This window comes from Nonomuraea cavernae (assembly GCF_040655715.1).
Lineage (GTDB): Bacteria > Actinomycetota > Actinomycetes > Streptosporangiales > Streptosporangiaceae > Nonomuraea > Nonomuraea cavernae_A.
The window spans coordinates 44,611-60,601 of sequence record NZ_JBFAKL010000002.1; the positions used below are offsets into that span (position 1 = coordinate 44,611).

General features: G+C 70.3%; 17 protein-coding genes and 1 pseudogene. 11 read left to right on the top strand and 7 right to left on the bottom strand.

All coding sequences use genetic code 11. From position 1 onward, the window contains the following. The first annotated feature begins 25 nt into the window (after window positions 1–25). The 3 genes and pseudogenes from AB0I38_RS02970 to AB0I38_RS02980 all read left to right on the top strand — a co-directional run bounded on the left by AB0I38_RS02970 (window position 26) and on the right by AB0I38_RS02980 (window position 2,454). Window positions 26–1,051 carry a tyrosine-type recombinase/integrase gene (locus tag AB0I38_RS02970; protein WP_358460936.1) on the top strand — a complete coding sequence of 342 codons (1,026 nt, stop codon included), beginning with the start codon at window positions 26–28 and terminating at the stop codon, window positions 1,049–1,051. 388 nt (window positions 1,052–1,439) lie between these two features. Next, a pseudogene (locus tag AB0I38_RS02975) lies at window positions 1,440–1,577 on the top strand (sigma factor); the annotation flags it as partial. Window positions 1,578–1,770: 193 nt separating this feature from the next. Then, window positions 1,771–2,454: a sigma factor-like helix-turn-helix DNA-binding protein gene (locus AB0I38_RS02980; RefSeq protein WP_358460939.1), complete on the top strand. Its 684-nt coding sequence runs from the start codon at window positions 1,771–1,773 to the stop codon at window positions 2,452–2,454. 204 nt (window positions 2,455–2,658) lie between these two features. Here AB0I38_RS02980 and AB0I38_RS02985 read toward each other — a convergent pair whose 3' ends face one another. Together AB0I38_RS02985 and AB0I38_RS02990 are read right to left on the bottom strand one after the other, a co-directional pair. Next, entirely contained in the window at window positions 2,659–3,144 is a 486-nt protein-coding gene (locus AB0I38_RS02985) for a phosphatase domain-containing protein (protein WP_358460942.1), read from the bottom strand. A gap of 17 nt (window positions 3,145–3,161) precedes the next feature. Beyond that, a complete protein-coding gene (locus tag AB0I38_RS02990; RefSeq protein WP_358460946.1) occupies window positions 3,162–3,539 on the bottom strand; it encodes an SRPBCC family protein in 378 nt (125 codons plus the stop codon). A gap of 254 nt (window positions 3,540–3,793) precedes the next feature. Between AB0I38_RS02990 and AB0I38_RS02995 the strand changes: the two genes are divergently transcribed. Next, window positions 3,794–4,540, top strand: a complete 747-nt coding sequence (locus AB0I38_RS02995) for a class I SAM-dependent methyltransferase (RefSeq protein WP_358460949.1) — start codon at window positions 3,794–3,796, stop codon at window positions 4,538–4,540. Window positions 4,541–4,666: 126 nt separating this feature from the next. Here the strand turns inward: AB0I38_RS02995 and AB0I38_RS03000 are convergent, their stop codons facing one another. The 4 genes from AB0I38_RS03000 to AB0I38_RS03015 form a co-directional block, all read right to left on the bottom strand. Beyond that, on the bottom strand, window positions 4,667–5,065 hold the full coding sequence (locus AB0I38_RS03000) for a VOC family protein (protein ID WP_358460952.1): 399 nt from the start codon (window positions 5,063–5,065) through the stop codon (window positions 4,667–4,669). A 7-nt stretch (window positions 5,066–5,072) separates the two neighbouring features. After that, complete coding sequence (locus AB0I38_RS03005; RefSeq protein WP_358460955.1) at window positions 5,073–5,702, bottom strand: SRPBCC family protein; 630 nt, start codon at window positions 5,700–5,702, stop codon at window positions 5,073–5,075. Beyond that, on the bottom strand, window positions 5,699–6,058 hold the full coding sequence (locus AB0I38_RS03010; protein WP_358460958.1) for an ArsR/SmtB family transcription factor: 360 nt from the start codon (window positions 6,056–6,058) through the stop codon (window positions 5,699–5,701). Before AB0I38_RS03010 ends, AB0I38_RS03005 begins: the two co-directional genes overlap by 4 nt. A gap of 77 nt (window positions 6,059–6,135) precedes the next feature. Further along, on the bottom strand, window positions 6,136–8,616 hold the full coding sequence (locus AB0I38_RS03015) for a tetratricopeptide repeat protein (RefSeq protein WP_358460961.1): 2,481 nt from the start codon (window positions 8,614–8,616) through the stop codon (window positions 6,136–6,138). Window positions 8,617–8,795: 179 nt separating this feature from the next. On the opposite strand from AB0I38_RS03015, the gene AB0I38_RS03020 reads away from it, so the two are divergent. Further along, window positions 8,796–9,251, top strand: a complete 456-nt coding sequence (locus AB0I38_RS03020; protein ID WP_358460964.1) for a carboxymuconolactone decarboxylase family protein — start codon at window positions 8,796–8,798, stop codon at window positions 9,249–9,251. Between the two features lie 272 nt (window positions 9,252–9,523). On the opposite strand, the gene AB0I38_RS03025 is transcribed toward AB0I38_RS03020, so the two are convergent. Further along, window positions 9,524–11,077, bottom strand: coding sequence for an LLM class flavin-dependent oxidoreductase (locus AB0I38_RS03025; RefSeq protein ID WP_358460967.1), 1,554 nt, complete (start codon window positions 11,075–11,077; stop codon window positions 9,524–9,526). A 129-nt stretch (window positions 11,078–11,206) separates the two neighbouring features. On the opposite strand from AB0I38_RS03025, the gene AB0I38_RS03030 reads away from it, so the two are divergent. The 6 genes from AB0I38_RS03030 (at window position 11,207) to AB0I38_RS03055 (ending at window position 15,920) form a co-directional block, all read left to right on the top strand. Further along, window positions 11,207–11,773: a MarR family winged helix-turn-helix transcriptional regulator gene (locus AB0I38_RS03030; protein WP_358460970.1), complete on the top strand. Its 567-nt coding sequence runs from the start codon at window positions 11,207–11,209 to the stop codon at window positions 11,771–11,773. Window positions 11,774–11,892: 119 nt separating this feature from the next. Next, window positions 11,893–12,654, top strand: a complete 762-nt coding sequence (locus tag AB0I38_RS03035) for a class I SAM-dependent DNA methyltransferase (protein ID WP_358460973.1) — start codon at window positions 11,893–11,895, stop codon at window positions 12,652–12,654. Window positions 12,655–12,743: 89 nt separating this feature from the next. Then, window positions 12,744–13,466 (top strand): SRPBCC family protein, encoded by a 723-nt coding sequence (locus tag AB0I38_RS03040; protein WP_358460976.1) that lies wholly within the window; start codon window positions 12,744–12,746, stop codon window positions 13,464–13,466. Between the two features lie 55 nt (window positions 13,467–13,521). Continuing rightward, entirely contained in the window at window positions 13,522–14,037 is a 516-nt protein-coding gene (locus tag AB0I38_RS03045; RefSeq protein ID WP_358460979.1) for a DinB family protein, read from the top strand. A 183-nt stretch (window positions 14,038–14,220) separates the two neighbouring features. Next, window positions 14,221–15,240: a sensor histidine kinase gene (locus AB0I38_RS03050; protein ID WP_358460982.1), complete on the top strand. Its 1,020-nt coding sequence runs from the start codon at window positions 14,221–14,223 to the stop codon at window positions 15,238–15,240. A gap of 5 nt (window positions 15,241–15,245) precedes the next feature. After that, window positions 15,246–15,920 carry a response regulator transcription factor gene (locus AB0I38_RS03055; protein ID WP_358462237.1) on the top strand — a complete coding sequence of 225 codons (675 nt, stop codon included), beginning with the start codon at window positions 15,246–15,248 and terminating at the stop codon, window positions 15,918–15,920. The last annotated feature ends 71 nt before the right edge of the window (window positions 15,921–15,991 follow it).

Sequence of the window (15,991 nt, forward strand, 5' to 3'; positions counted from 1 at the left end):
GGCAACACCCCAGACTCGCGCTTGATTGCCATCCTCTACTTCCGGAAACACGCAGAAGCCGGTACCGCGGAGGTCCGAAACAGCTTCCGGAAACACGCAGCCGCGATCCTGGGGCCGCCGTCCGGTCGAACTGCCGCCCCCCTACGACCGCGCACTGGCCGACTACGGCGCCGCACTGAGCGGCTCGCCCCTGGCCGAATCCAGCCGGGCCAAATATCTGTCGCGGGTACGCGGGTTCCTCGCCTTCGTCGCCGAGGCCTCAGCCGACGGCCTGCTGGACGGCGACCCGCTCACCGACCCCGCGGCCGCCACCTGGGCAGTGCGCGACTACCGCCGCCACCTGAAAAACGGCCGCCGCGCCGCCACCACGATCGACAACGTACTGGCGGCCGTCGACGACTTCCACGCCCGATCCGCCCTGGCCGTCACCCCAGCACGGCGCGAACGCGCCTCCCGGCGCACCGCCCCCAAGGCGCTGGACGAGCGCCGCGCCCGGCGTTACCTACGCGAGGTGGAAAAGAACGCCTCAGCCCGAGACGCGGTCATCGCGCTGCTGCCCTACTTCGCGGGCCTACGCATCGGCGAGGTCATCGCCCTGGATGTGGCCGACGTGCGCCTCTCAGCCCGTAAAGGCGAACTGCGCGTGCGCGGCAAGGGCCATGATGGCGGCAAGATCCGCACCGTCGACCTCCACCCCGACCTGCGCACGGTGCTGCAGACCTGGCTGCAGACCCGCACGGCCTGGCCCGGTGCCGCCACCGCCGCGGCGCTGCTGCTCAACGTCCGCGGCGGGCGGCTGACCGACCGGGCCGCCCGCGACATCATCGTCCGCCTGGGCACCGCCGCCGGCATCAACGACGACCCGGCTGAGCCGTTCGGCCCGCACGTGCTGCGTCACACTTTCGGCACCCAGCTCGTGCGCGCCGGCAAAGACCTCATCCTGGTCGCCGAACTCATGGGCCACGAACGCCTCGACACCACCCGCCAGTACACCCTGCCCACCTCAGCCGACCGCGCCCCCGCCCTCAACGCCCTCATCACCGACCACTGACCCGCATAAACGATGCCCCTTTGGGGCTGATAACGCAGTTCTTACCAGCACCCCATCATGGGCAAGACCCGCCACAAAAACCCTCGCACCGCCATGCGCTACGTCAAACCCGGCTCCGAGGCCATCGCCAAGGTCACCAAGGTCCTGGCACCCCGCCGCACCCACTGATCAACAGAGTGGCAGCTTGCGGAGTTATAGAAGTTCCAGGGCCTTCCACCTGGGCCAACGCCACTCACGTGTACTTGGTGACGGCTTCCTTAACGGCAGGCCTTGTCGAACTGGCAAGGGCAGACCCGACCAAGGGAGTCAGTGACACGATGGACAGGACACCATGACCACCCCATCCGAGCCAGGACACGGCTGGCCGGATCCGGGCCTGAGCGCGCTCATGAACGAACGGCGCCGGCTGATCAATCTCGCCTACCGGCTCCTCGGCTCACTGGCCGACGCCGAAGATGTCGTCCAGGAGACCTACGCCCGCTGGTACGCCATGTCCCGGCAGCGGCAGGACGCCATCGCATCCCCCGGCGCCTGGCTGACGAAGGTCGCCGGCCGCATCTGCCTCAACGTGCTCTCCTCGGCACGGGCCCGGCGAGAGACCTACGTGGGCGAATGGATCCCCGAGCCGCTACCCGAACCCACGGAGTGGATCAGCGGGCGCTCGGACGGCATCACCCGTCGACCCTGCCGACCGGGTCACCCTCGACGAGTCGATCAACATGGCCTTCCTCGTCGTGCTCGAATCGATGACCCCGGCCGAGCGCGTCGCGTTCATCCTGCACGACGTCTTCCGCTACCCCTTCACCGAAGTGGCCGAGATCGTCGGCCGTACCCCCGCGGCCTGTCGCCAGCTGGCCTCCTCGGCGCGCCGTCGCATCCGCGCGTCGCAGGCTCCCACGACTCCGGCGGCCCAGCAGGCCGGCATCGTCAGGGACTTCAGGCAGGCATGGGAAGCCAAGGACATCAACGCCCTCATCGGCCTCCTCGCCCCCGACGCCACGGCCATCGCCGACGGCGGCGGCGTCGTCGGCGCCGTACTCCGCCGCATCGAAGGCGCCGAGCAGATCGTGCGCTCACTGCTCAATCTCGCCGGCAGGCTACGCAACCTGACGATCCTGGAACGTACGGTCAACGGCCGGCCCGGCCTGATCGTTCAGCACGATGACGTCACCGTGTCGGTGTACGCGTTCGACATCGCAGGCGACCGGATCAAGCACATCTGGGCGGTGCGCAACCCCGACAAGCTCCGGCCGTGGACGGTGGGACCGACAGCACTCGGACGGTCCGCCGGAAACCCGTCCTCGCGCTTGGGCCGTTCCGATCGGGCTCCTCGTTGTTCTGTATGCCGTTTCGTTCCTCACGCTGCCCGCGGCCGAAGCCATGACGCACGAGTGGGCAGTTGAGAACGGCTGGATCACCGAGTAGCGGCCTTGAAGGTTTCGACGTTTTACCGACACATGGTGCCGCGACACCGTCGTGGCGCACGAAACAGCATCGCACGCATCGGCGAAAGGCGGCCTCACCCTTAGGAGCGGAGGAGATGATCACTGGAGGGCAGCACCCCGCGCCGCATCAGTACCCTGGCCGCACGGATCCGAGCGAAGGGACTACGGGAAGCGCAACACCCAGCGGCGCTGCCACGGGGTCTCGATGGCCCGATGGTGGTGGTGCTCGCGCGTCCAGGCGACGGCGTCGGCCGGGTCGAGACCGGCCAGGACGGCGAGGCAGGCGACGACCGTGCCGGTACGTCCGACACCGCCCCCACAGGCGACCTCCACCGCGGCACCCGCCCGCGCTCGCTCGTGCAGCTCACGGATCCGCTGGATGGCCAGGTCACGGTCGCGGGGCAGCAGAAAGTCGGGCCACTGAATCCACGCGTGCGGCCACCGCAGCCCGCTGTCGTGGCGGCGGTGGAGCCGGCCGGAGCCGAGGTAAAGGCCGAAGTCGGGCAACGGCCCCTCCGGCAGCGGACGGCGCAGGCCGCGGCCGCGGATCCAGGAGCCGTCGGGGAGCTTGAAGGCGCCCACGAGCGGGGGCTCGCTCGCCGGCCCGCGTACCGGGCCGGCCGCCGTGCTGTCCATGGGGTCCTTCATCGTGGTTCTCCTCGTCTTCACCGGGTGGCCCTTCTGGCCATGATCGGAAAGTTCTGGTGCCGCAGCCGGTAGGCCTTGTCGTCGAGGCTGCGAAAGTCCGGCTCCTGGCCGGACTCCTCGCCCCGGTCAGGAAGGGGCCCCGCCACCTGCTCGTCGACGAAGAAGGTCGGGGCCTCGCAGGCGCTGATCGTCGAGGTCAGGCGCCACCGCAGGCCGAAGTGGCGGGCCTCCCACGTGACGTGGTCGCCGAGGGTGAGCAGGCCGGAGGTGACCCCTGCCACGGCCCGCTCCCCCGATCCGGCGAAGGCGGAGGTGTGCACGTCCACCGACAGGGACACCTTGAACACCCGCTCCGGCGAGGCGGGCACCCGTGTGGACACCTCGAATCGTGGCATGGGATCAGCCTATGAGGCCGAAGAACTCCGGCCGCCGTGGTGTACGCAAGTCCAAGGGTTTCGACCTGACGGCCTACGCGGATTCGCCCCGTGACATCGTCCACCGCGAGACATGAGCGCCACTCACTGACAGCTCCTCACACGCCGATCAATATGGTGAAATAACGATCAAGCGACCTCCCGCGCAGTGACACGCTACCGAGGCCGCAGGCACCGTGCGGGGACGATGGGTGACAGCCGGAAAGGCAGTGTCAATGTCCAGCGCGCAGTTCTACGACACCATCGGAGCCACCTACACCGTGACCCGGCGCACTGAACCGCGCATCGCCGCGCGGATCTGGGCCGCGCTCGGCGATGCCCGGACCATACTGAACGTCGGGGCGGGCACCGGATCCTACGAGCCCCCCGACCGCCATGTCCTCGCGGTGGAACCGTCGGCGCTCATGCGTTCGCAGCGCCTTCCGGACGCGGCGCCGTGTCTGGTGGGATCTGCCGAGAACCTGCCGTTCGATGACCAGTCCTTCGACGCCGCGATGGCTGTTTCCTCCATTCATCACTGGCCGGATCCGATCGCCGGCCTGCGCGAGATGCGGCGGGTCGCCCGCCGCGTGGTGGTGTTCACGCACGACACCAGTGATGCCGGATGGCGTCATCGGTTCTGGCTTACTCGCGACTACCTGCCTGAGGTCGCGGACCTCCTCGCCGGTCGGCCTTCGGTGACCGAGCAGGCCCGCGCGATCGGCGCCCGGATGGAACCGGTGCTCATCCCGTGGGACTGCGCTGACGGTTTCTTCGAGGCCTACTGGCGCCTGCCCGAGGCATACCTGGACGAGAATGTCCGTCGCGGGGTATCGGTCTGGGCGAGAGTCGGGCCGGACGCCGAGCAGCGCGCGGTGCACAGCCTCCGGGATGACCTCGCATCCGGTCGATGGGCCGAACGCAACCGAGACCTCGTCGATCTCGACGCGGCAGAGCTTGGCCTTCGCCTGCTGATCGCCTGAACCCGCCACCGCCTCGCACCGGTCAACGGTCCTTGAACCCCGGAGCCCGGGTGATTGATCTAGGTTTGGTCCCTCCCGTGCCTGCCGTACGGGAGGGACCTCCATGTACGGCGAGACGCGTGGCGGTCAGGCCAGGTTGAGCTGCCAGGAGACCCCGAAGCGGTCGTTGAGCCAGCCGAACTTGGTGCTGAAGCCGTAGGAGCCGAGCGGCATCAGCGCCCCGCCCTTGTCGAGCAGCGCCGCGTAGAGGCGCTCGATCTCGTCGACGGACTCGCAGTTCACGTAGAGCGAGATCGACGGGGTGAAGGTGAACTCGTGCTTCACGTTGCTGTCGATGGCCATGTAGGGCTGGCCGGCGAGGGTGAACAGGGCGTGCTGCACCGTGCCCTCCTCGCCCGGCCCGTCGGCGCCGTAGCGGCTGATCGACAGGATCTCGGAGTCATCGAACAGCGACATGTAGCACGTCATCGCCTCTTCGGCGTCGTTGCCCTGGAACATGAGGAACGTAGTGATCTTCTGCGACATATCGGAGTTACTCCTTCTCGGGACTTTCGGGGATATAGAACGCGAGGGTGTGCGCGACCACGTCGGCCACCCGCTCGGGCGGGGCACCGGCCGCCTGGAAGGTCTCGCCCCACGCCTTGCCGCTCGCCGTCATGTAGCGGCGGGCCTCGTCGGTGTGCTGCCAGGCGTCCGGATCGGAGATGGAGCCTCCGGCCAGGTACAGGCCCAGGCCGAGCACCGCGAGGTCCCAGCCGATGCCGACCGCGCCGGGACCGTAGTGCGACCACATCTCCGGCGGCACCTGCGCGGTGTGGCGCAGCTCGAAGTGCGTGGCGTCGCCGTCCTCGGCCGTCAGCCGCACCTCGACCTCCGAGAGTCCGGGGGCCTCACCCATGACCCAGGACACTTTCAGCAGGTGGGGCGGCTCGCACCGCAGGATCTCGCCTCCGGCGTTGCCCTTGAGCTGGAAGTGGCCACCGAGCCGGAGATCGCCGGTGACGGGCAGGAACCAGCGGCCGATCCGCTCGGCGTCGGTGCAGGCGTCCCACACGTCCTCCACCGCGGCGTCGTAGCGGCGGCTCACCACGATGGTCTTGACCTCGGCCCCGTCACTCACCTCGCGACGGGCGCGGGCGATCTCGTTGAGGATGTCGATCATGGATTCTCTTTTCTCGATGAGGCGTCCTTGGCCCGGCGTTCGCGCTTGCCCCGCGCCAGCTCGGTGGCCAGCGCGTCCAGGCGTTGCTCCCAGAAACCGCGGAACCGTTCCAGCCAGAGGTCCACCTCCTGCAGCGGGCCGGGCTCCACGGAGTACAGCCGCCGCGTGCCCTCGGCGCGCACACTGGCGAACCCGTTGTCGCGCAGCACCCGCAAATGCTGGGAGACGGCCGGCTGGGAGATGCCGAACTCGCTTCGGATGACGGTGGTGACCTCGCCGGAGCTGAGCTCGCCGTCGGCGAGAAGCTCAAGGATCCGGCGCCGGATCGGATCGCCGAGGACGTCGAACGCGTGCACGTCCCAAGTGTTTCAGGTCCCACTTATATAAGTCAAACCTGGTACTGCTGGCCGTTTCGCAGGAGCGGCCAGTCACGTCAGGCCCCTGGGTCGAGCTCCTGCCGGATGGCCTGTCCCGCCGCGCGGTGCTCGGCGGCGGCAGCCGGGTCCGTCTCGTCGAGCACGGCCGCGATCCCCTCGTGCGCCAGCGCCTCCTCGTGCCGGTGGCCCACCTTCGGGGCCAGTTCGAGCGCCTGACGGTGCAAGCTCAAGGCCTCGTCGGGCAGCCCGGCCAGTCGGCAGGTCTCGCCGTAAGCGTTGAGGAAGTGAATCTTCCAGTCTTCCTCGAACAGCTCATCCAAGAGTGCGAACGCCTGTCGGTGGCTGGCCAGCGCCTCCTCGAAGCGGCCCATCTGGCGCAGGGCGACGCCCAGGCAGTTGAGACACCACGCCTCGTTGTGTTTGTGGCCGTCCTCGCGGGCGAGTTCCAGGGCTTGGCGCAGATGCCCTGCGGCCTCGTCGGACTGCTCGTGGGCGATGGCCATGCCAAGGGTGATCCGGGCCGTCAGTGCGGCCGGCCAGGCGGAGTCGGCGTGCGCGATGTCCAGCACCTCGCGGGCCAGCCGCGCCGCCTCCTCGCGCTTTCCCAGCTGCAGCATCGCCCACGCCTCGTAGGCGGTCGCATGGGCCGCGCCCATCGGGCAGCCGGCGTCCGTGTACAGCTTCCCCGCCAGCCGGAAGAGGTCGAGTGGCTCCTCGACACGGCCCTCGCCCCACCTGAGGTAGCCGCGGCGCATGATCAGATCCGCCTCAGAGCGGGTGTCCCCGGCCTCGGATACCAGCGGTGCCGCCGCCTCGTACGCGGCGCCGGCCTCCGCCAACCGGCCCGCGTTGTAGCGGGCGAAGCCCAGGTCGCTATGCGCCTCGGCCAGTCGCCGCGGATCGCCCAGGCGCTGGGCGGCCGCCAGCGATCGTTCGAAGAGGACGTTGAGGTGCGTCGTGCCACAGCGCCGCGCGAAGAATGCCCGCATGAAGCGCGGCAACTCGCACGCGTGCGTGTCGGACCCGGTGGCGACCGCCACCTCGAACACGCCGATGAGGTTCGTGTACTCCGTGACGAACCAACTGAGGGCCGCATGCTTGTCGGTGAACCGCGGCAGCTCTGCCGGGGGCCGGCCCGCGGAGGCCGCGCGACTGCCGGACACATCGGGCATCGCGGCGTCGGCGGCGGCCGCCGCGTGCACGTAATAGTCGAGCACCCGGCCCAGTGCCCGCTCCAGCTCCGCCGGGGAATCCCGCTCCGCTGCGGCTCGGCGCGCGTGCTGGTGCACCAGGTCGTGCAGGGTGTAGCGGCCGGCCGACGGCTGCTGGACGAGGTGCGCGTCGAGCAGGTCCTCCAGCATCGCCCGGGCGCTGCGCAGCGGCACGTCCGCCAGTGCCGCCGCCACGTAGTCGTCGAAGGACGACCCGGACAACAGGCCCAGCAACCGGAACAACCGGCGCTCGGCCCGGTCCAGTTGCCGTACGGACATGGCGAACGCGGTGTCGAACTCGCTCGCGCCCTCCGCCATACGCTCCACAAGGATGCCCACGGTCCAACCCGGCCGGTGCCGCAACCGGGCCCCGGCCAGCCGCAGGGCCAGCGGCAGATGGCCGCACAACCGCAGCACCTCGGCCGCGGACTCAGGGTCGCGGGCCAGCCGACCGTCGGCGCCGCTGGGATCGCCGCTGGCGCGGACCAGTAGCTCCGCACTCTCCTTCGGGGTCAGCACGTCCAGCGACACCGGCGACACCTCCTCCAGGCCCACCAACCGGTTGCGGCTGGTGATCAGGGCGACGGAGGGGCCCGCGCCGGGCAGCAGCAAGCGGACCTGCTCAGCGCTGGCGGCATTGTCGAGGACCACGACGGCCCGCCGGCTGGCCAGTTCCGATCGCCAGCAGGCGGCCAGCGGCTCGACACCACCCTCCTGCGGGACCTTTTCCGACGGGACGTCGAGCGCGGCGAGCAGCGCCCGCAGCGCGGGATCGGGATCGAGCGGTTCCCGCCCGTCGGTGAACCCGTGCAGGTCCAGATAGAGCTGGGCGTCCGGGTATCCGGCGGCGAGCCGGTGCGCGGCGTGCACCGCCAGACAGGTCTTGCCGACGCCCGCCATGCCGTCGATGGTGACCACCCGGCTGCTGTCCACCACGGCGAGAACGGCGGCGAGCTGGGCCTCACGCCCAGTGAAGTCGGGCACGTCGCGCGGCAGATCGTTGCGGGGTGGGCGTGGGGCACCGGCGGGCGGCGACGGGGGCTGGACCTGGCGGCTCGTCTTCGGGGGCGCGGGCAGGGGGTTCGTCGCCCGTTCCCACAGGGGACGCAGCGGGCGGGGGTCACGCTTGACGAGGCGGCAGAGTTCGATCACCACGGGCCAGGGGGGCACCGACTGGCCGCTGAGGTAACGCGACAGCGACGACGAGCTGAGGCCCGTGTCCCGCGCGAGGGCCCGCACGCCGCGCCCGGACAGCTCCTGGAGCAGGCGCAGCCGGGTGGCCAGTTCGTCTTGGGGGTCCGCCTTCGCCCTCCGCTGTTGCGCCACCACCGTGTCCTGCCTCTCTGTCCCGTCGCGGAAGAAACTTATCTGGACGAATCGCCGCAGGCCAAGGCGGTTTTCGCTGTCCCACGGTGTCCCACCGCCGTCGTCTTGGCAGGTCCCTTCGGCTGTCATGGAGTCACGCCCCGAGGGACGGGGCGGCGATCCCGAAAAGGAGAACCACGATGCAATCCCGTATGCAGAACCCGGCCATCATCCTGCCCGACGCGATGCAGTCCATCCAGGAGCTCTTCAAGGCCGTGCACGCCGGTGGGGTGGACGGCCAGACGCTGGAGCTGGTGCATCTGCGGGTCAGCCAGATCAACGGCTGCAGCGCCTGTGTCGACGCGGGTTCCAAGACCGCTCGTAAGGCCGGCGTGAGCGACGAGCGGCTGGCCACGGTCGCCGCCTGGCGCGAGACCCCGTACTTCACCGAGCAGGAGCGGGCGGCGCTCGCGCTGGCCGAGGCCGCGACACGGCTCGCCGACCGTGCCGACGCGGTGAGCGACGAGGTCTGGGACAGGGCCGCCACCCATTTCGAGGAGAAGCAGTTGGCCGCGATCGTTCTGATGATCGGTGTCACCAACCTGTTCAACCGGCTCAACGCCACCACCCGGCAGATCGCCGGCGCATGGGGGTGAGCGGGGCGCGCCCCTGACCCAGCACATTCCTGACGTGGTCGGGCTGCCGGAAGATGTGGCGCTGGCCGGCGTACCCACGACCCGCTCAGCCCGTCGGCCTCCAGCTCGGTCGCTCAGCGGGGGTGCCCTCCGAGGTCGAGGGCTGCGACCTCGAAATCTCCGGCGCAGGTGTGAAGGAACACCTCGCCGCGCGCGGCCCGATCCAGTACCTGCGGCGGGATCAGGGCCGCCAGCTGTACACCGGCCCGCAGCATTCAGGTGGCACCCGGGGATCAGTGGGCGCCGAACCGGGCGAGCGGCTCGACGAGCTCCCTCTCCTCGTACGACAGGTGCGACAGCAGCGTGTCGGTGAGCAGGTCGACGGCGTCACGCAGGGCCTGGGTCCCGCCGGGTTCGCCGACGAGCGCGACGAGGGCCCGATCGACGCCGTCGAGGACGTCGTGGATGGCGCGGTGCTCGGCCTCCAGGCGGTCGACGACCGGCACCAGCGCCGGGTCCGCGCGGCGCAGGTGCGGGAACAGGCTCTGGTCCTCGATCGTGTGATGCGTGGTGACGACCCGGCAGTAGGACTCGCAGTAGGCGCCGAGCGTCCAGTTGTTCTGGCGCATGGTCATGGTGTTGATGTGCGAGCGGGCGGCGCCGACGTCCATCGTGCCGGCGGTCACCTTCTCGACGAGCTGGCGGATCTCCCGCAGCTCCTGACGCAGGTGGTCGTGCACGTCGACGAGCTGCTGCCCGGCCGCCTGCTCATGCGGGGTGTAGCGGCGCTCGGGATCGGGGGCCGGGCCGGTCGGGCGGGCGCTCTCGTCCCACACCCGGACATCGCTGAGCCGGACGCCGTCGTCCGGTGTCGGCGTGACCCGCAGCGCCCCGGTCCTGACGACCGCCGTCACCGGCCGCGGCACCTGCTCGTCCAGGGACCTGTCCGTCCGGGCCGGGCGCGCCCGCTCGTTCTGGACGAGTTCGCGTACGGCGGGCGCGACCTCGGCGGCGTAGCGGCGGATCGCGTCGGGGTCGTCGTCGGCCAGGATGAAGACGCTGATCCCCTGGCCGAGGGCGAGCTCTGCGAGCTGCTCGGCCCAGGTGCCCGCCGGCCCGTTCAGGAACCCGGCGCCACGCCCGGCGAAGGTGCCCTGGATGTTGTACAGGCGCCGGACGTCGCCGGGCCGTCGCCCGGCGGCGACGGCGGCCTCATCGATGATCTGGTGCAGTGCGGGCAGCGCGTCGGGGGCGGCGTAGGCGCTGCTGGGCAGCCAGCCGTCGGCCACCCGCCCGGTCAGCGCCAGCATCCGCTTCTTGTAGGCGCCCAGCCAGATGGCGACGTCGTGGGCGGGCGCGGGGCCCGGATGGGCGCCCACGACCCGGTGGTGCTCGCCTTCGACGCGCACCGGGCTGCTCGTGGTGTCCCACATCGCGCGGATCACCCGGATGCCCTCCTCCAGCGCGTCGACGCCGCGCGGGGCATCGAGGCGTGGGCCGCCGACGGCGGCGATGGCGTCCCAGAAGGCGCCCGCCCCTAGCCCGAGCTCGACGCGGCCGCCGCTGAGGAGGTCGAGGCTGGCGACGCTGCGGGCGAGCACCGCGGGTGGGCGCAACGGCAGGTTGGCCACGTTGGGCGACACCAGCACCGTCGAGGTGCGGGCCGCGATCACCGAGAGCAGTGTCCAGGTGTCGAGGAACCGTGACTGGTAGGGGTGATCCTGGGCCGTCACCAGGTCCAGGCCGACCTGCTCGGTCAGCTGGCCCAGCGCGACCACCCGCTCGGCCTGCTGGGCCTCCGGGGTGAGGAATGTGCCGAACATCAGGTCGTGGCCGTAGTCCGCCATCGCTGTCGTGTCCCTTCGTGTGGCGCGGCCACCGGAGAGAGGAGCGACCGCCGCCCCAAATAGTATGTGAAACAGACGAACGGTCAAACAGATGGTCTGTTTGACTGCCTGTCGGGGTAGGCTGGAGCCGTGCCCGAGACCACGCCCGCGAAGCCCGCCACCGTGCCTGACTCCGTGCCTGACTCCGTGCCTGACGCGCTCGACCGCGACCTCGGCTGGAGTCTCGGCGTCGTCTTCCGCGCCTACGTCCGCATCGCCGATGCCCTGGTCGCCGAGCTGCCCGGCGGCGCTCGCGGCTACCAGGTGCTGGCCGCCGCCGCCCAGGAACTGCCCGGCGGGCAGGGCGCGCTGGCGCAGCGGCTCGGCATCGACAAGACGGTCATGACCTACCTGGTCGACGACCTGGAGAAGGCGGGCCTGGTCGAGCGCCGCCCCGACCCCGCCGACCGGCGCAACAAGCGCGTCCTGGCCACGACCGAGGGCAGGGCCACCTGGACGAGCCTGTGCTCCCGGCTCGAACACGCCGAGGAGCACGTGCTCGCGCCGCTGGCGGCGGACGAGCGCGACCTGTTCCGCGAGCTGCTGCGGAAGCTGGCCGTCCGGGCCCACACGCTCGACCCCGTCACGAGCGCCTGCGAGCTCGTCACCGAGCTCGACCCCGCCCAGGGACGCCCCCGCCACTCCGTGCGCCGCTGACCGTCCCGGCTCCGTCAAGATTCTTTTACCGGACGCTCACGGAAAGCGATTGAGCGCCCACGGCACTGTGTCTACGTTCGAGGGAACGCCGCCGCCTCCAGAAGTCTGGTGAACCCGCCATGCCTCGAACCCGTTCCAGCCTCGTCCACCAGGCCGGTTACGCGCTGCGCCACCCGCACAAGATCGTGCCGCACCTGCGACGACTGACCCGTGACACGTGGCTGCGGCTGCGCACCCGCGACCATGTCGCCTACTATCGGGCCGTCATGAAGTCCGACGCCGCACGCAGCCCCGAGGGCGCGGTGGGGTCCCACTCCCACAGACGCTGGCTGGCGCTCGGGCGGATGCAGTTCGACTACCTGAGGGAGCACGGGCTCAAGCCGGAGTTCCGGATGCTCGAGATCGGCTGCGGCAACCTGCGCGCCGGCCGGCTGTTCATCGACTATCTCGACCACGGCAACTACTACGGCATCGACATCTCGCCCGACATCCTGATCGCCGCCCAGGACACCATCGTCGAGCACGGCCTGCACGACAAGCTGCCGCACCTGACCGCGGTGCGCGATCTGCGCTTCGCGTTCCTGCCCGACGGCCACTTCGACGTCGTGCACGCCCACAGCGTCTTCTCGCACTCGCCGCCGGAGGTCATCGAGGAGTGCTTCGCCCACGTCGGGCGGGTCATGCGGGCGGGCGGTTGGTTCGACTTCACCTTCGACCGCACCGTGGGCAAGGAGCACCAGGTGCTGCGCGAGGACTTCTACTACCGCACCGAGACCCTCGTGGCCATGGCCGACCGCCACGGCCTCGACGCCGTCTTCATGGACGACTGGGAGCGGCTGCCCCACAAGCAGTCGAAGATCCGCGTCACCAAGAGAATGTGACGTTCTCGCGCGCCGCTGTCGATTCCGGCCCGGCTCGTCGGTCGTAGGGGAAGAAGGGGTTCCGTCAACGACGTATGGAGGCGTACGAGATGTCCGAGCGGTTCGAGGTGCGGTGGGAGGGCGAGCTGCCCGCCAGCCCGCGAGAGGTGTGGGACGCGTTCACCGTCCACACCGCCGGCTGGTGCTGGAAGATCAGTTATGAGCCGTGGGCCGGTGGCGCCGAACAAGGACTGACCAGCGGAGGCACCGTCAGCGTCTGGGATCCGCCGCGCCACTTCACCACCCGGTCGGCCGACGGCTCCAACGAGCTCGACTACGTGCTGGAGCCGAGCGCGGCCGGTGCCTTCCTGCGCTACCGGCATCGCGGCGAGACCGCCGAGAATCACGAGCGGGAGCTCGACGCCTGCCAGCGGCACACCGCGTTCTACTACCACTCGCTCGGCGAGTACCTGCGGCATTTCTCCGGGCGTGACGCGGCCTACGTGAGCGCGGAGGCGCCCGAGTCGTCGGCGAAGGGCGGTTTCGCGGCGCTACGCCGGGCGCTGGGCCTGCCCGGCGACCTCGCCGTCGGCGACCGGGTACGGCTGAGGCCGGCCGGGCTGGAGCCGATCGACGGCGTCGTCGACTACGTGACCTCCGCCTTCCTCGGCGTGCGCGGTGACGACGCCCTCTACCGCTTCTACGGCCGCGACGTGTGGGGGTGGCCGGTCGGGGTGGCGCACCATCTGTTCGCGGCCGGGGCCGACGAGGCGCACCACACCCGCGCCTGGAGTGCCTGGCTGGACGGCGTGTTCGCGACGGAGGCGGGGTGATGGCGCGGTGAGCGGTGCTCATCTTCGGCGGTCCGATTTATGACATCATGTCGGAATGACTTGGACTGCTCCTGAGGTGACCCGGGCCGGTGGGTCACTGGTCGCACCCGAGCCCGAGCTGTTGCGGGGCCTGCTCGACTGGCATCGCTCGACGCTGCCGTACAAGTGCGCCGGGCTCACCGGCGAGCAGCTCGCCCTGACGCCCATCCCGCAGTCCAACCTGTCCCTCCTGGGGCTGATCCGGCACCTGTCGAAGGTGGAGCGCAACTGGTTCCGGCGCTTCCGCGGGGAGCCGATCGACAACCTGTACTCGACCCCGGAGCGGCCCGACGCCGATTTCGAGGACCTCGACCCGGCGCGGGCCGAGGCCGAGTACGCCACGCTGCTCGCCGAGCAGGACCTGGCCCGCCAGGCCGTGGCCGGCGTGCCACTCGACTCCACGCTGGTCCGGCCCGGCGGCGGCACGTACTCGTTGCGCATGGTGTTCGTCCACATGATCGGCGAGTACGCCCGGCACAACGGGCACGCCGATCTGGTGCGGCAGTGCGTGGACGGCGTCACGGGAGCCTGAGTGACCACTCCCCCGGCGCCTGACCGGACTCGCGCCGGGCCGGCTGCGCCCGCCATCGGGTCTGGCACCCATATGCGCTGGTGGACGGCATGTAGACAACGTCTGAGCCGTCGTGTCAGCGCGGCGCGCAATGCGGTGTGGCCCGCATGGACAAATACCCTCACCAGCGGTGAGGCTGGATACATGACCGCACCAGCGAACAGGCGCACGATGCTGGGGGCCCGCGCGAGCCGGCTCGCGCGCACGCCTGCCTCGGCCTTGTTCTGGCGGATCGTCGTGATGAACGGCCTGCTCTTCACCATCGGCCTGACCGTGCTGGCGCTGTCGCCGGCGACGGTCTCCTCCCCCGTGCTGCTCACCGAGGTGCCGATCCTGGTCATCGGACTGGCCCTGATGATCATGGTTAACGCGTTCGTGCTGCGCAACAGCCTCGCGCCGCTCAGCGCCCTCACCACGCTGATGGAACGGGTGGACCTGGTGCGTCACAGCGACCGCATCGCCCACAACGGCAACGGTGACCTGACCACGCTCATCGCCACGTTCAACTCGATGCTCGACCGGCTGGAGGCCGAACGCAGCGCCAGCACCGCCCATACCCTGGCCGCCCAGGAGGCCGAACGCCAGCGCATCGCCCGCGAGCTGCACGACGAGATCGGACAGAGCCTCACCGTCGTCCTGCTCGGCCTCAAACGCGCGGTGGACCGTGCCCCCGACGACCTGCGCGAGGAACTGCACACCGTGCAGGAAACGGTCCGCGCCAGCCTCGACGAGGTCCGTCAGGTCGCCCGCAGGCTGCGGCCAGGCGTGCTGGAGGACCTGGGGCTGCTCAGCGCCATGAGCGCGCTGGCCAGCGATTTCTCCCAGATGAGCGGCGTGCCGGTGGCCCGCGTGTTCGACCCGCGACTGCCCGAGGTGAGCGGTGACGTCGAGCTGGTGATCTACCGCATCGCGCAGGAGGGCCTGACCAACGTCGCCCGCCACGCCCACGCCTCACGCGTGGAGCTGTCGCTGTGCGCCGACAACGGTCACGTGGTGCTGCGCATCACCGACGACGGCGACGGCGGGCCGATCCGCGAGGGCGCCGGCATCCGCGGCATGCGCGAGCGGGCCCTGCTCGTCGGCGCCGACCTGACCGTCGAGGAGGCGCCGGAGGGCGGGCTCCGGGTTCGCCTGGCCGTACCGGTCACGAAGGAGCGAGCGTGAGCGAGATGAAGGTGAGCCCGGAGCAGCGGCAGACCCGGATCCTGCTGGCCGACGATCACGCGCTGGTCCGTCACGGGCTGCGGCTGATCCTCGACGCCGAGCCGGACCTGACGGTGGTGGCCGAGGCGGGCGACGGCGCCGAGGCCATCGAGATCGCCACCCGCTCCGGCATCGAGGTCGACCTGGCCATCCTCGACATCGCCATGCCCCGCCTGACCGGCATCCAAGCGGCCCGCGAGATCTCCCGGCGGGCGCCCGGCATCCGGCTGCTCATGCTGTCGATGTACGACAACGAGCAGTACTTCTTCGAGTCGCTCAAGGCGGGCGCCTCCGGCTACGTGCTGAAGTCGGTCGCCGACCGTGACCTGCTGGAGGCGTGCCGGGCCGCGATGCGCGGCGAGCCGTTCCTCTATCCCGGGGCGGTCACCGCCCTCATTCGCGACTACCTGCAGCGCCACGAGCAGGGCGAGACCGTCCCCGACAGCCTGCTGACCCCGCGCGAGGAGGAGATCGTCAAGCTCATCGCCGAAGGACACTCCTCCAAAGAGATCGCCGACCTCCTGGTGATCAGCGTCAAGACCGTCGACCGGCACCGGGCCAACGTCCTGGGCAAACTGGGCCTGCGCGACCGCCTCGACCTGACCCGGCACGCCATCCGCGCCGGCCTGGTCGAACCCTGACACCGGCTCAGCGGAGCAGGCATGTCACCAAGGATGACTCCACCAGCCGCCGGCTCCCGTTGACGCGCCTC

Excerpts from the sequence above, each read along its gene's own strand:
- AB0I38_RS03055 (WP_358462237.1), top strand. The coding sequence starts at position 15,246 with ATGAAGGTGAGCCCGGAGCAGCGGCAGACCCGGATCCTGCTGGCCGAC.
- AB0I38_RS02985 (WP_358460942.1), bottom strand. The coding sequence starts at position 3,144 with ATGAAGGACCCCATGGACAGCACGGCGGCCGGCCCGGTACGCGGGCCG.
- AB0I38_RS03020 (WP_358460964.1), top strand. The coding sequence starts at position 8,796 with ATGCAATCCCGTATGCAGAACCCGGCCATCATCCTGCCCGACGCGATG.
- AB0I38_RS03025 (WP_358460967.1), bottom strand. The coding sequence starts at position 11,077 with ATGGCGGACTACGGCCACGACCTGATGTTCGGCACATTCCTCACCCCG.
- AB0I38_RS03000 (WP_358460952.1), bottom strand. The coding sequence starts at position 5,065 with ATGTCGCAGAAGATCACTACGTTCCTCATGTTCCAGGGCAACGACGCC.
- AB0I38_RS03040 (WP_358460976.1), top strand. The coding sequence starts at position 12,744 with ATGTCCGAGCGGTTCGAGGTGCGGTGGGAGGGCGAGCTGCCCGCCAGC.
- AB0I38_RS03050 (WP_358460982.1), top strand. The coding sequence starts at position 14,221 with ATGACCGCACCAGCGAACAGGCGCACGATGCTGGGGGCCCGCGCGAGC.
- AB0I38_RS02980 (WP_358460939.1), top strand. The coding sequence starts at position 1,771 with ATGGCCTTCCTCGTCGTGCTCGAATCGATGACCCCGGCCGAGCGCGTC.
- AB0I38_RS03035 (WP_358460973.1), top strand. The coding sequence starts at position 11,893 with ATGCCTCGAACCCGTTCCAGCCTCGTCCACCAGGCCGGTTACGCGCTG.
- AB0I38_RS03005 (WP_358460955.1), bottom strand. The coding sequence starts at position 5,702 with ATGATCGACATCCTCAACGAGATCGCCCGCGCCCGTCGCGAGGTGAGT.
- AB0I38_RS02995 (WP_358460949.1), top strand. The coding sequence starts at position 3,794 with ATGTCCAGCGCGCAGTTCTACGACACCATCGGAGCCACCTACACCGTG.
- AB0I38_RS03045 (WP_358460979.1), top strand. The coding sequence starts at position 13,522 with ATGACTTGGACTGCTCCTGAGGTGACCCGGGCCGGTGGGTCACTGGTC.
- AB0I38_RS02990 (WP_358460946.1), bottom strand. The coding sequence starts at position 3,539 with ATGCCACGATTCGAGGTGTCCACACGGGTGCCCGCCTCGCCGGAGCGG.